We start from the raw sequence: 14269 nt of genomic DNA on the forward strand, positions 1-14269 counted from the left end.
CTTTACTGCGCCGATTGGCCGCGCGTAGTCTGCTCGGCCGCGACTTCGAAGGGCGAGGTGGTATTGGCAGTCGGGTCATAGGAACGGTCGATCCGGTTGCGGATCCGGTTCTGCACCCGGTTCTGGATTCGGGTGTTGACTCGGCCCATCGGCCCGGTGTCGATGGCCGTGGCGGTTTGGCGCTGCCCTACCTGCCCTACCGCCGACTCTGCGATCTGGCCGGGGCGGTTTATCTCCTGCGTCGGGTCAGTTTGGCGCTGCTCCATTTGTCCCATCGGCAATTGGGTGATCTGGCCGGGGCGGGTCGTCTGCTGCGCCTGCGCGGCGGAGGCCACGGTTAGCAAAGCCGCCGCCATGCCGAGGCTGGATATGCGAAGTCTCATGGCGCTGTCCTTGCTGGCGCGGGGCGGATCGCGATACGATCGATTTGTCCCGACACGCCCCCAATGTCATCGGTCGAGCGTGCGACTAGCGCCAGCATCTGCACCGGGCAGTCGGCGGGCACGCGGATGGCCCCTTGGAACCGGCCGCCGGCCTGCGAGGAGTTGGGCAGTTCGACCCGGCCGATCTCCCCGCCGGTCTGGCAGCGCACGATCCAATAGGGCCGCGAGCGCGCGGGCTGCTCGATCCCGATACTATGGCCTTCCAGTACATAATCGCCGGCGGGCAGCATCTGAAGCTGTTGCAGCAGAGGGCCGCCATTGCCCATCGACACGGTAAAGTCGAACAGGCCGTTTTGCGCTTCCGGCAGGATCGCTGTTGATACGCCTGTGCCGTTCACCGCTGACCAGTCGAGCACAGTGCGTGCTTCGACCGTGTTCGTGAAGGCGGGATCGCGCGACTGCCGCCGGTCGCTGCCGGGATGAGCGGCCGCGTAATAAGCCCAGGCATCGTCGAACAGTTGGGCCGCCAGCAGCCGGTTGATGACCGCCACGCCGGCTGCATCGGGCACGGGAACGCGTCTTGCCTGCAAAGCCCGGAAGAAAGCGGCGCTCGCTGCCGGATCAACCTCGCTTCGTGCGGCATGATGGATGAACCCGGCCGCCCACTTGGGTTGACCACCAAGGGTTTTGACCAGCTCTGTGCGGATCGCGGGGTCAGGCAGGGCAGAGGTCAGTACCGGAAAAAGCAGCTCAGGCGCATTCTTCTTGGTACGAAGCGCGATATCATAATGCCGCAGCGCACCGGAAATGTCGCCCTGCGCCACGGCCAGCTCGATCGCCATCAACTGCGTGCGCAGGTCCCGCCGTGACAGTTTTTGCGAATAGGCAAGCAGACGCTCGCCTTTGGCCTGGTCGCCGCGCGCGAATGCGTCGGCGGCCAGCGTTGCTACCGCTTCAACGGCTGTCGGATCATGCTGTAGCGCGTCGCGTGCGATGGTAACTGCGCGTGCCTGGTCGGCTTCGCTTGCGCCGGAGCGATAAAGCGTCTGCGACAGACGCCCCGCAATGCGCCCATTATGGGGCGCTAGCGCATGAGCCTCCTCGATCCGGCTGTCGGGCAGCACCAGCGCCACCGATTGCATGACTGAGAGATAGCCGATCCAGCCGACCGCTCCGGCCAGAACGAGGCGCACGCCCCATTCAAGCGGCGAGCGCCGCTGCCGGGAGCCTCTGTCCTTCATCAGGCGGCGTCAGGCTCCGCCTTGCGGCCGTAGCGATAGCCATATTCATAGCCATAGCCATAGCCATAATGGGCCTTCTTGGCATCGAACTTGGTCAGTACGCAGCCGATGATGCGAACGTTGGCGGTGATGAGACGGCCGAGCGCCTCCTTCACCAGGCCGGTGCGGATGCCATGGGATTCGACGACATAGATGACGCCCTCGACCTTGGCGGCGATGAGCGGTGCGTCGGCAAGGCCCATGACCGGCGGAGAGTCGATTACGACATGATCGTAGGTCTCAAGCAGCTGCACGATCAGCTGCGAGAGGCGGCTGCCGGTCAGCAATTCCGCGGCATTGGGCGGCAGCGGCCCTGCCGACATCGCGGTGAAGCCCAGATCCTCCATCGGGAAGGTCAGGGCGTCGATATTGTCTTCGCCGGTCAGATAGTTGCTGAGGCCCCGATCATGCCTGACCCCGCCCAGATGATGGACCGACGGATTACGCATGTCGCCATCGATGAGGATGACGCGCTTGCCGCCGCGCGACAGCGTCGTCGCGAGCGCAAGACAGGTGGTCGACTTGCCTTCGATCGGCCGCGTCGAGGTGACGGAGAAGGAGCGCGGCACACCATGCTCGGTGGAGAAGGCAAGGTTCGTCTGCACCGTGAGATAGGCGTCGACCAGGTCGGATTTGCGGTCGAGCAGGATGTCCTTGGGCGCCTCGTCGATCTTGGGGATCGAGCCGAGCAGCGGCAGGCCAAGCTCGCGCTTGGCTTCTGCCGGATCGGTGATGCCTTCGTCGATCTGTTCAAGGCCAAAGGCGAGCGCTGCGCCGATCCCAAGACCCGCCAAAAGGGCAATGGCCAGATTGATCAGCAATTTTGGGCTTGAAGGCAATTTCGGAGCTTGGGCTGGATCAACTATCGAAATATTGTTGACGCCGACGCCACCGGCGACGCCGATTTCCTTGAAGCGTTGCAACAGGCCGTCATAGAGCGCCTGGTTGGTATCTACTTCCTGCTGGTAGATATTATATTGGATGCTGCGGCGACGCAGGTCGAGATAATCGCCCTTTAGCTGCTCGACCTTGGCCTGGAGTGCTTTTTCCTGCTCTTCTGTTCGACGATAGTCGGCGAGAAGTGATGAGGTCACGCGGCCTTCCTCGCCGGCGATGCTGCGGTCGAGCTGGGTAATCTGCGCTTGAATAGCCTGCGCGGCGGGATAGCCCGGCTCGAACTGCGTCATCAGCCGCCGATATTCCGCCGCCAACTCCGCGCGGCGTTGGCGCAGGCTGTTGATCGCCGAATTGCTCAAGGCTTCGGCTGATGCACCCGCCCGCCCGCTTTGCTGATAGCGTGCCTGCGCTTCGATGCGGCTCGCTGTCGCTTGCGCCAGTGACGCATTGAGCGCGGCCAGATCGTCGACGACGATCGAACGCTCCGAACTGGATTGGCCGTTGCCCGATTGCGCGGGCAGATTGATGATCTTGGCGGAAGAGGCGTAATTGACCAGCTGCCGCTGCGATTCATCCAGGCGTTGCTTTAACTGCCCCAACTGTTTCTGGAGAAGATCGCGACCATAGGAGGTCGCCTGGATCTTGCGTTCCAGATTGGTCTGGATGAAATTTTCGCCCCATGTGTTGGCGACCTTGGCTGAAAAGGCCGGATCGGGGCTAGTGAATTTGATCTCGACCAGACGCGACATGCGCGTGGGGCTGATGCTTAGATGCTCGCGCAATATTTCGCCGGCAACACGCTGCCGCGTGGCACGGCCCGATGCGGGGTAACGGCCATTGGCAAGGGCAAAGGCCGGATCATCGCTCTCGAAACCGAACATTTCGAAGAAATTCTGGGATTCCGTCAGCTTGAGCTGCGTTGCGACGCGCTCGGAAAGTGCCCGCGATTCCAGCAGGCCATATTGCGTCTGGTAGAATTCCTGGTCGGCAATACCAGCCTCGCGCTCGACCCCCTGAAGATCGGTGACCTTGTCCGCCTCGCGCGAAATTTCGATCGTCGAGGATGCCGTATATTGCGGCGTCATCAGCAAGGTCGCGATCAAGCCGATCAGGAAACAGACCGCAACCGCGCCGAGGATCACATAGCGCCAGCGCATGGCGATGCGCAGATATTGGCGCAATATGGGTGGGCTGCTATTTTCCGATTGCGCCTGCAACAGGGCTGCCGGGACCATCGGGTTGCCCGGGTTCAAAGCGATATTAGTCATATAATTGCAGGCCTCAGCGCAGGACCGCGACGAGGGGTGCCGCGATGAGAGGTGCTAAAGAAACGACATCCCGGAAAAGACGACGCTGCGGAGAATCCCCGATGATGACGACATCATTGGCATAAACCGCCGGGTCGGCATAGGCGCCCTGACGGATCGCGGCGATGTCATACAGGCCGGCCATCCTTTGATTGTCGACGGTGCGCAGGATGACGACCTGCTCCTGCTTGGCAAATTCCGACAGGCCCTTGGCCGAAGCAATGACGCGCATCAGCGTCATCTGGTTGGTGACCGGATAAAGTCCCGGCTCCTTGACTTCGCCATCGACCGTCACGACCTGACTGACCGAGCTTTTGATATTGACGGTTACTTGCGGGTTACGGACATAACGCCCCTGCAACGCGTCTTCGATCGCCTGCGCCAGTTCGTCGGCGGTCTTGTTGCGCGCGTCGACGGTGCCGATCAGCGGCATGGAAATGCGTCCGCTTGCGTCCACCTGCATTTCGCGGCTGAGCTCTGGCACGTTGAAGATATCGACGTTGATCGTGTCAAGCGGACCGATCAGCGCGGGCCGGTCAGAGGCCGCCAGATCGCTGCGATTAGGCGCGGGTAGGCCTTGGCTGTCGGGGATAACGGTCAGTTGCGCGCTGGACTGTGGGGGCGGCGTGCCTGCGCAGCCGGCAAGGCCGGCAGCGATGATGATCGAAACAAGAATTTTGCGCATGCGCTCCACATCTTCCCGCTGAAGAGACTTTCGCCTTAGATGCTGATCGCGATCAGGTAAAGTCGGCCCTCATGGACGCTGTCTTATTGGGCAGAGCCATAAGCCAGCAATGACGATCATCGCCATCATCATCGGCGTGCGCGCCGGATAGTCGAAGGCGCTTGCGACAAAGACGAGAAATAATATGGCCGACCCTAATTTGGGCAGGACAGAGTGTCGCCCACTTCCCCGCCAGGCCCTCATGCTCGCCATTCCATACCATCCGATTGCAACGAGCATGAGCAGAAGCGCAGGCAGGCCACCGTCGAGCACGATCTCCAGAAAATCATTATGGGCATGATTGAAATAGGTCGGCTTGAGCAACTGAAACGGCTCATGCAGGCGAAATATTGGATCGAAACCGCCGAAACCCGCGCCGGCGGGGAAATAGGCGGCGATCATCGACAGTACCGTCGGCAGCCCGCGCGTGCGCATATCCTGCCCGGGATCGATCTCGAACGCGCGGCGGACGGATTCCGCCCTGTCGGCGGCAATGCTGACCAGGATGAATAGGGCGATGACGCCGATGATCGCCGCGATCAGCGTCGGGAACACCCAGCGCGGCGCTCCGTGCAAGGCGCGGCGGACGTTATGCCAGCATAAGGCGAGGCCCAGCGCCAGTGCCAGCAGGCCGGTCAGGATACCTGCGCGCGATCCGGTTGCCAGGATGATGAGCGCGAAGAGCGTCATAAGAGCCAGTGCGACCGGTGCGCGCCACCTTGCGCTCTGTTTTCCGGCAAAGGCCCATACAGGTGCGATCAGACAGCCCATGGCCAGGAACAGCGCGAAATGATTGCGATTGGCGAATGTACCGCCGACGCTGCCCCTTGAGTCATTGATGAACGGATTGTCGATGATGAAGCCGGAGAACTGGAGCAGCCCTACCAGCATCGAGAGGAATATGGCCCCGAGCATGATCGCCGGAAGCCATGCCCTCTCCTCCTGCGGCATCGCGCTGACGAGATAAAGGGTGACAACCGGCACGATCAGGGACGAAGCGGCGTTGATCGTCGTGGAGGGCGCGAGAGACCAGGGACGCCATGTTTCCTGGCTTAAGGGCGCGCTCAGCAGAAATTCCCGGCCCGGCAGTGCCGCCCAGAGGCTGGGGGGCAAGGGCACAAGCTGCAGCAGGACGAGCAGCACTGTCGCCAGCAGCAGCCAGAAAATCGGCCCCGTGCTTCTGCCCATGGGCCGCACGCCGCACAGGATCGCCAGCACCAATATCAGCCACGTCGCGGTGCGGGTAACGACCTGACCCGTGACATCGGCATGAGAAGCGCCGCCTGCGACCCATAATGTGCCGAGCAGCAGCAGGAAGAGCAGGAGCGCAGGGCTCAGGCGATAGGACGGAAAGGCAGACCGGATAGGCATTTTCAGGGCAGCGTTTCTTCCGCGCGTACGGCTTCCTTCAACACATCGCCGATGGCCTGCGAAACGCGCGTCATATCGTCGGGAGAGAGCGTCGGGTGGACAAGGAACATGAGGCTTGTCTCGCCCAGTTCGCGTGCGACCGGCAAGGGCGCCTCGGGCCGCCAGCCGGTGCCGTCAAATGCCTTTTCCAGATAGACTTCGGAGCAGGAGCCCTGGAAGCAGGGGATACCCCGCTTGCCGATTTCAGTGACGATCTGATCCCGCGACCAGCCGGGAGCCAGATTTTCCGGCCGGACATAGACATAATATTTGTAGAAGGCGTGGACCGACCCTTCCGGCCAACTCGCGTCCTGGCCAAGCGGGCCGCCCAAGCGGATGATCCCATCACGTCCTGCAAAGGGCGTCAGCGCATCCTGAAGGATCGTCGCATTGGCCGTCCGCGCACGCGTCCACTCCGCCATGCGGCGAAGCTGGATGCGGCCGATCGCGGCCTGCATTTCGAGCATCCGCCAGTTGGTGCCGATGCTTTCATGCAGCCAGCGGAAGCCCGGCGGGTGCGCGCGTTCATAGACCGCGTTCCAGCTCTTGCCATGATCCTTGAACGACCACATGCGCGACCAGAGATCGCGATCGTTGCATGTCACCATGCCGCCTTCGCCGCCGGTGGTCATGATCTTGTCCTGGCAGAAGGACCAGGCGCTGACATGGCCGATCGACCCGACGCTGCGCCCCTTGTAGCGCGCGCCATGCGCCTGCGCGCAATCCTCGATCACCTTGATACCGCGCGCGGCGGCGAGGTCCATGATCGGGTCCATGTCACAGGGCCAGCCCGCGAGGTGGACCGCGACGATCGCCTTGGTGCGTGGCGTAACGACCGCTGAGATCGTTTCAGCGGAGATATTGCCGCTGGCGCGCTCGACATCGGCGAAAACCGGCTTGGCGCCGGCATTGGCGACGCAGGAGATCGACGCGATGAAGGTGCGTGGCGTCACGATCACCTCATCGTCGGCGCTGCCGCCGTTGGCGCTGCCGATGCCGAGCCCCTGCAATGCGAGATCGAGCGCAACTGTGCCGTTGGCGACGGCAATGGCATGGTTGCTCTCCGCCCAGACGGCGAACTCCCGCTCAAAGGCGCGGCATTCCTCGCCGGTCCAATAGTTGACGCGGTTGGAGAGCAGGACGGCGGAAACGGCATCCGCTTCCTCCTGCGTGAAACTTGGCCAGGGCGCGAAGGAGGTGTTGAGCATGTCAGTTTTTCTCGAGAATGCGGGCGGGGTTGCCGACCACGGTTACGCCTGGAGGAACATCCTTGGTTACGATCGCGCCCATGCCGACGACGGCGTCCGCGCCGATCGTCAGATTTTGGCGGATGACCGCGCCCGAGCCGATATAGGCGCGATCGCCTATCCGAATATTGCCGTTGCAGCGCACCCCCGGCGCGAAGGTGACATAATCGCCGATCACGCAATCATGCTCGACATAGGAATAGAGGTTGGCATGGAAGCAGCGGCCGACTTTGATATTGGACGTAAAGGTAACATAAGGTGAGACGAGCGCGCCTTCGGCGATCTCGACATTGTCCATCACGATAGCGTCCCTTGCCCAGACGGACAGCAGCGGCAAACCGGCTTCATCGCATTTTCGCGCCATTTCCGCTCGAACCGCTGATGCCGCGACGGCTAAAGCGACATGCTTGTCGTCCGCTTCTTCTTCATTGAAGCGTGCGAAGGACATGACGGCATGGCCGTTGATATGGCTTTGCGCTGCGCCATCGTCGATGAAGACAAGCCGAGCGTCTTCGGCAAGCAGCATGGCCCGCGCGAGCGGCATGATCCCGCGGCCGCATCCACCGGCGCCATATATGCCTATGAGGCGGGTCACAGTCCGGTCTTGCTCCCGGTAAATTTCGGCATCGTCGCCTCCCCCGCCGCGCTGATTCCATCACGCACCAGCACCTTGCGCACCGTTAGCCACAGGATTTTCAGATCGAGCATGAAAGAGCGATTGTTGATATACCAAAGATCGAGCGCGAACTTCTCATCCCAGGAAAGCGCGTTGCGGCCATTCACCTGCGCCCAGCCGGTGATTCCGGGGCGCACTTCGTGCCGTCGCGCCTGCTTGGGGCTGTAAAGCGGCAGATATTCCATCAAAAGGGGGCGAGGCCCGACGAGGCTCATGTTGCCCTTGAGTACATTCCAAAGCCCCGGCAGTTCATCTAGGCTCGACGCGCGCAGTGTCCGACCCAAGCGGGTCAGGCGCTCGGCGTCGGAGAGCGGGAAGCCATTGGCAGAAAATGCGTTTCGCATCGTTCGAAATTTCAGCATTTCGAACGGTTTGCCGTGCAGGCCGGGTCGAATCTGCCGGAAAAGCACCGGCCGTCCCATTCGCATGCCAATGAGGCAAGCCATTGTAAGCAGAACAGGCGACAGCAACGTCAATAGAGAGCATGCCGCCATAATGTCGAGCAGACGTTTCACTACATTATTCCTATGATGTAAGCACCCATATGCCTCAGTCCTGGGTCGATGTTTGACGGACCGCTAGCGACATTCCGCCTCCATCACGCGATTAATCTGACCGGCAATTCGCGACACCGTGGAATTAAAGGCGAATCTCGTGTCGTATGCCCGTCGCCCGCGAACGCCCATTGCATCCAGCTCGCCTTGCCGCAGCGACGCCAAATGTAACATGGCCTTGCTGAGCGCATCGACATCTTCCGGTGGAACGGCGATTCCAGCGCCCGCCTCGGTGACGATTTGTGCCGCAGCACCGCTCACACCGATCAATATGGGCTTGCCCATAGCCAGATAAAATTGGGTCTTGGACGGAATGGTGATCTGAAAAAGCGGATCGTCCTTCAAATGCGCGACGAGGACGTCCGCAGCAGCCAGAACGTCGCCGATGTGCGAAGGAGGAATACCATCGCAAATTTGGATATTCGAAGCTCCAAGATCACGAACGAGATTTTCCAGCCGCATCCTTTCGGTCCCGTTGCCGATCAGTGTCAGTTGGACATGGGGGACTTCACGGGCAACCAAGTGAGCCGCCTCGACCAGCGTTTCCAATGCTTGGACCGTCCCGAGATTGCCGGCATAAACGAAATTGAAACGGCCTTCGAAATTTAGCATCGCGACATCATAAAGGCCATTGGGTCGAGCTGCCTCTTCGTCCGCCCAATTGAAAAAGACATCGGCCCTCTCCGAAGAAACCCCCCGTTCGACCAGACGCGCTGTCATTCCTTCGGACTGACCGAAGACAAAAGCGGCGCGCCGATACACAAAATTGCAGATGGGCCCTAATATGCGGGAGAGCGCCGAAGTGGCGGACATTCCCGACGCAGCGACCGAATCCGGCCAGAGATCCTGCACCTCCAACATAAAGGGTTTTCGCGTAATTAGGCCGCTGAGAGCCGCAGCGAGACCGGTGGTTATGGGTGGGTGGTAGACATAGATAAGATCATACCGCCGCGCCCGAAAAAGGCAGAACAGAAAAGCAGACAAAAAGAAGGACAGATAATTAAGCATCCGCCCAATACTGGACCGGTCGTGACTAGGAAAAAGAAAGACGCGATGCACTGCCACGCCGTCTATTTCTTCGCGCATATGAGGCGAAAGGCAGTAGCCTGGCGCCAACTTTCCCGACGGGTAGTTGGGAAAGCCAGTCAGGACCTCGACATCAAATCCTCTAGCCTGCAGACTGCGGGCTAACTTATGTCCCGCAGTGATTGGCTCGGGCAAGAACCACTGGCTCAGATACAGGATGCGCCGCGGCACACTCAATATTCCTTCCAGACCGTACGCCGCACGTAATCGGTATAGCTGAGGATGATGCGCAGCACCTTGTCCGAAACGTTGGTGGGAGCATAGTCGCGCACGAGATTCAGCGTTCTGGTGTCTCCGCGGCCCTGCGTGGCCAGAACGTCCAGTCCCTGAAGCACGCGGTCGGCGCTAAGCCCCGTCATGATGACTGCCGCCTCCTCCATCCCTTCGGGACGTTCGTGGGCTTCGCGCAGGTTCAACGCCGGGAAATTGAGGATCGACGATTCTTCGGTGATGGTGCCGCTGTCGGATAACACCACCCTCGCTTGCTTCTGCAACGCCACATAATCGAGGAAACCGAACGGCTTCAGCAACTGCACATACGGGTCAAATTCGAGGCCGAACGCTTCCACGCGCGCGCGCGTCCGCGGATGCGTGCTGACCAGAACCGGTTCGCGAACCCTGGCAGCGACGGCATTCAAGCATTCGGCAAGTCGCCGAATCTGTCGTTCGGAATCGACATTCTCTTCGCGATGGGCGCTGACGACCACATAGCGGCCCGGCTCAACGCCCAAAGTTTCCAGCGCACGCGATGCGTCGATGCCGGGCTTATAATGGGATAACACCTCGCGCATCGGGCTGCCGGTGCAGATGACGCGGTCGGGCGCTACGCCTTCGCGAAGCAGATATTCGCGCGCGATGGCCGAATAGGTCAGGTTGATGTCGGCGGTGTGATCCACGATACGCCGGTTGGTTTCCTCCGGCACGCGCTGGTCAAAACAGCGGTTGCCCGCCTCCATGTGAAAGATCGGGATTTTCCGGCGCTTGGCCGGAATGACCGCGAGGCAGCTGTTGGTGTCGCCCAGGATCAGGAGCGCATCGGGCTTTTCGCTCTCCAGGACTTTATCGACTGCGATGATGATCTTGCCGATAGTCTCGGCGGCATTGGCGCCGGCAGCGTTGAGAAAATGGTCCGGCTTGCGAAGGCCGAGATCGCGAAAGAAAACTTCGTTCAACTCGTAGTCATAGTTTTGCCCAGTATGGACGAGCACCTGGTCCGTATGTTCCTCCAGGCGCGCGATTACGCGCGACAGGCGAATGAGTTCAGGCCGGGTTCCCACGACCGTCATAACCTTCAACTTGCTCACAAACCTATACCTTCTCGGCAACTGTGTCAGGGCGGACCCGGTCGAATATCTCGTTCGCCCACAGCATCACGACCATCTCGGCATCGCCGATGTTGGTAATATTGTGGGTCCAGCCCGGAATTGTCTCGACGATGCGGCCATCGCCCCCTTCCGTGACGATTTCATGTTCCTGGTTGGTCAGGATATGACGAAACCCGAAATGCGCCTTCCCGGTGAGGACAAGGAATTTCTCTGTCTTGGTATGATGATAATGCTCCCCCCGCGTCACGCCGGGGCCAGCGGTGAAATAAGAGAATTGCCCGCAATCGGGGGTTTTTAGCATTTCCACAAACACCCCGCGCGTGTCAGCATGGCGCGGAACGTCGTATGCAAAATCCTCAGGTTCCAGATAGCTGAGATATGTCGAATAAAGCGCCCGCGGCAGACCCTCACCGACGCGATCGGTGACCAGGGTCGCGCGACTGGCGGCGTAACCCGAAATCGCGGCGGCCACAGTGCCCACCGTCGTGTCATATACCGGTCCGGCTTCAGCGAAACCCGCCCCCGACGGCATATCGTCCAGCAAATCGAGGAGCGCCGTGCAAACGTCATCGACGTGCACGAGTTGAAGCGGGGCGTGTTCGTCGTTCACCGTGATCGGCAAACCGCGTGCGACGTTATGACAAAAGGTCGCAACTGCCGAATTATAGTTGGGCCTGGCCCATTTTCCGAAAACATTGGTGAGCCTGAGTATCCTGACCGGCGCGCCCGTTTCCTGGGCGTGACGAAGCAGTATGGTTTCGCCTTCGCGCTTGCTATGCCCATAGGCGTTGTCTCGTTCGGCCTGTGTGGATGAGGCGTAGACGATCGGAACATGGCGCCCCGCTGCCTTAAGAATTGCGGTCAGGCGATCCATCGTCCCGACGTTGCCCGCTAAGAAGTCCTCATCGCGTACGGGGCGATTGACGCCCGCGAGATGAAACACGAAGGCAGCTTTGCCCAGCGCCTCGCGCCAGCTAGTCTCGTCCGAATCCGAACCGAGGCCAATTGCTTCGACCCCGCGTTCCCGCAGGCGCATCATTAGATTGCGTCCAATGAAACCATTGGCGCCCGTGATGACGACAGCCATGCTTCAATCCTCCAACACGGCGGAATCGCCGCGGAGCAGCCGCTGGATGAAGTCCAACTTCAAAAGCAAAGCCTTCATGCCTTCGACATCAAGGCGCTCGGTGTTGTGCGAGTTATACTCATCACCTTCGTGAAGACGCGCGTCGCCCTCATCGACAAATTTGCCATAGTTCAGATCACGTCCATCAGCCGGGACGCGGAAATAGCCCCCCAGATCATCTGCCCGGGCACGCTCTTCTTTTCCCAGCAGCGATTCATAGAGCTTTTCACCGTGTCGAACGCCGATCACGCGTACATCGTGATCGGGGCGCTCGAACAGTTCAAGCAAGGCCTGAACGAGCGTCTCGACCGTGGCCGCAGGAGCCTTTTGAACGAAGATATCGCCATTCTGACCGTGCTCGAAAGCATAGAGGACCAGCTCCACGGCATCCTCGAGCGTCATCATGAAGCGCGTCATGCTCCGCTCGGTGACGGTGATCGGCTTGCCTTCCAAAATCTGATTGACGAAAAGGGGGATTACCGAGCCGCGTGACGCCATCACATTGCCATAGCGTGTGCCGCAAACCATCAGCCCAGCTTCCTCCATGCTCCGGGACGAGGCCGTCATCACTTTTTCCATCAACGCCTTCGTAATTCCCATGGCGTTGATCGGATAGACCGCCTTGTCGGTGCTCAGGCAGATGACCCGCTTTACCCGGTTCGCCATGGCGGCACTCAGAACATTTTCGGTGCCGAGGACATTGGTGCGAACGGCCTGCATGGGATGAAATTCGCAAGACGGAACCTGCTTTAGCGCGGCGGCATGAAAGCAGAAATCCACGCCCTGCATTGCCGATGCCAAACTGCGTTCGTCCCGAACGTCGCCAAGATAGAATTTCAGTTTCGAATGCGCATACCGCTTGCGCATGTCGTCCTGCTTTTTCTCGTCGCGACTGAACACGCGGATCTCTGCTATGTCAGACGAGAGGAAGCGACGCAGCACTGCATTACCAAACGAGCCGGTGCCCCCGGTGATCAGCAGGGTCTTGCCTTCGAACATGTTTGTCATCCTAGGGGAAAATTCGATAAACTAGCGGTTTGAGACGTCGTCAGCCCTGATGGAAAGGTCTCATTGCGGGCGGCGGCGTAGAGCATATTGCGATTGGCGTCTATGTCGCTTGCCGCTTTTTGCGAGTCATTTCCCCTGACGTGCGCTGCTGCTCGCATGGCTTGCCTCTGTACCGCGTCTAACTGGGCAAACGCCTCGATCCACGCTACGAATTCTTCGGGAACGTCGAGCGGCAGGTCGGCACCGACATTCTGGGCAACTAAGTCACGCCAAGGTGTCTGATCACTAATCAATATTGGTAGCCCCGCAGCCAAAGCCTCGCGGATGACATGCCCATAATTTTCGCCATGGGTCGGGAAGAAAAAGAAATCATATTGCGCAAGAACGCCGTTGACCTCTTCCGGGCGAAGGGAACCTTGAAAACAGGCCTGAACATGCGGGGGTAGAGTTTGGATCACGGCTTGGCACTCCACCCAAAAAGCCTCGTCCTCGATAACGCCGTAGATATCGTAGATCAGAGGTACGCGCACATCCTTCAACATCTTCAGCGCGCCCAGCAGATTCTTTTTAGGGGCAATTCGCGAAAGGAACACCGCGCGCAGCGCCGTGTCGGCATCGTCCTGCGGAATAACATCCAGCAACGGCTCGCCGCGACCCGGCACGTCAGATGCCACCGATATTTTCACATCGCCGAATTCACGGCGAATGTCGTTCTCCTCATGCTGCGATGAGGCCTGAAAGATGACGTTGTCATATAGTCTCAAAGCCTTGGCGACAGTCAGGAAAGTTCGCTTTTTGAACGCCTTTAACTGAAGGGCTCCGGGCGACAGTTCGCCACGCGTGGCCAGTAGAACGGGCGCTGGCGCCAGGCGGCCAAAGCGGCGCTGGATCAACGGACGCAGTGTATGCGTGCTGCAAAACAAGCTGTTCAAATAGACAAGGTCGATATGAAGCCTTTGCAGGCTGCTATGCAAGGCGCGCCAACCAGCCACACCCGGCGTCTGGTAAAAGACGCTCGCCTTGCCGCACCGGGTCCAACGATCGACCTCGACATCATCGTAAGGACCAGCGTCGCCCAAATCACGGTCAGAGGTGACGATACGAAAATCAAATTCATCACCTAGTTGGTCGACCATATTGGCCAGCGAACGGAGGGCTCCGCCCGCTTTATATCCTGGCAAATAATTGCTGATATATGTCAGGATCGTCAATTTGGTCACGCAACACTCCGCATTTTCCCAAGGCA

13 protein-coding genes are annotated in these 14269 nt (G+C 59.8%); all 13 read right to left on the reverse strand.

What is annotated here, in order from left to right; translation table 11 throughout:
* Positions 1-2: 2 nt before the first annotated feature.
* The 13 genes from V474_RS23100 to V474_RS23160 all read right to left on the reverse strand — a co-directional run bounded on the left by V474_RS23100 (position 3) and on the right by V474_RS23160 (position 14243).
* Complete coding sequence (locus V474_RS23100) at positions 3-383, reverse strand: hypothetical protein (RefSeq protein ID WP_148649534.1); 381 nt, start codon at positions 381-383, stop codon at positions 3-5.
* Complete coding sequence (locus tag V474_RS23105; RefSeq protein WP_059153572.1) at positions 380-1624, reverse strand: tetratricopeptide repeat protein; 1245 nt, start codon at positions 1622-1624, stop codon at positions 380-382. The genes V474_RS23100 and V474_RS23105 overlap by 4 nt, the downstream gene beginning before the upstream one ends.
* Positions 1624-3741, reverse strand: coding sequence for a GumC family protein (locus V474_RS23110; RefSeq protein WP_236711412.1), 2118 nt, complete (start codon positions 3739-3741; stop codon positions 1624-1626). Before V474_RS23110 ends, V474_RS23105 begins: the two co-directional genes overlap by 1 nt.
* Before the next feature lie 100 nt (positions 3742-3841).
* Positions 3842-4552 (reverse strand): polysaccharide biosynthesis/export family protein, encoded by a 711-nt coding sequence (locus V474_RS23115; RefSeq protein WP_059153574.1) that lies wholly within the window; start codon positions 4550-4552, stop codon positions 3842-3844.
* Between the two features lie 69 nt (positions 4553-4621).
* Positions 4622-5809: an O-antigen ligase family protein gene (locus tag V474_RS23120; RefSeq protein ID WP_169795130.1), complete on the reverse strand. Its 1188-nt coding sequence runs from the start codon at positions 5807-5809 to the stop codon at positions 4622-4624.
* Positions 5810-5964: 155 nt separating this feature from the next.
* Positions 5965-7209, reverse strand: a complete 1245-nt coding sequence (locus V474_RS23125; RefSeq protein ID WP_059153576.1) for a DegT/DnrJ/EryC1/StrS family aminotransferase — start codon at positions 7207-7209, stop codon at positions 5965-5967.
* A gap of 1 nt (position 7210) precedes the next feature.
* Positions 7211-7843 carry an acetyltransferase gene (locus V474_RS23130; RefSeq protein ID WP_059153577.1) on the reverse strand — a complete coding sequence of 211 codons (633 nt, stop codon included), beginning with the start codon at positions 7841-7843 and terminating at the stop codon, positions 7211-7213.
* Positions 7840-8439 carry a sugar transferase gene (locus V474_RS23135; protein WP_059153578.1) on the reverse strand — a complete coding sequence of 200 codons (600 nt, stop codon included), beginning with the start codon at positions 8437-8439 and terminating at the stop codon, positions 7840-7842. Before V474_RS23135 ends, V474_RS23130 begins: the two co-directional genes overlap by 4 nt.
* A gap of 63 nt (positions 8440-8502) precedes the next feature.
* A complete protein-coding gene (locus V474_RS23140) occupies positions 8503-9735 on the reverse strand; it encodes a glycosyltransferase family 4 protein (RefSeq protein WP_059153579.1) in 1233 nt (410 codons plus the stop codon).
* Between the two features lie 2 nt (positions 9736-9737).
* Positions 9738-10868, reverse strand: coding sequence for a non-hydrolyzing UDP-N-acetylglucosamine 2-epimerase (wecB, locus tag V474_RS23145; protein ID WP_059153580.1), 1131 nt, complete (start codon positions 10866-10868; stop codon positions 9738-9740).
* A 4-nt stretch (positions 10869-10872) separates the two neighbouring features.
* On the reverse strand, positions 10873-11976 hold the full coding sequence (wbjC, locus tag V474_RS23150) for a UDP-2-acetamido-2,6-beta-L-arabino-hexul-4-ose reductase (protein WP_059153581.1): 1104 nt from the start codon (positions 11974-11976) through the stop codon (positions 10873-10875).
* Positions 11977-11979: 3 nt separating this feature from the next.
* Positions 11980-13014: a polysaccharide biosynthesis protein gene (locus V474_RS23155; RefSeq protein WP_059153626.1), complete on the reverse strand. Its 1035-nt coding sequence runs from the start codon at positions 13012-13014 to the stop codon at positions 11980-11982.
* Between the two features lie 5 nt (positions 13015-13019).
* A complete protein-coding gene (locus tag V474_RS23160; protein WP_148649535.1) occupies positions 13020-14243 on the reverse strand; it encodes a glycosyltransferase family 4 protein in 1224 nt (407 codons plus the stop codon).
* Positions 14244-14269: the final 26 nt, after the last annotated feature.

It is taken from the genome of Novosphingobium barchaimii LL02, from assembly GCF_001046635.1.
In the GTDB taxonomy this organism is placed as follows: Bacteria; Pseudomonadota; Alphaproteobacteria; order Sphingomonadales; family Sphingomonadaceae; genus Novosphingobium; species Novosphingobium barchaimii.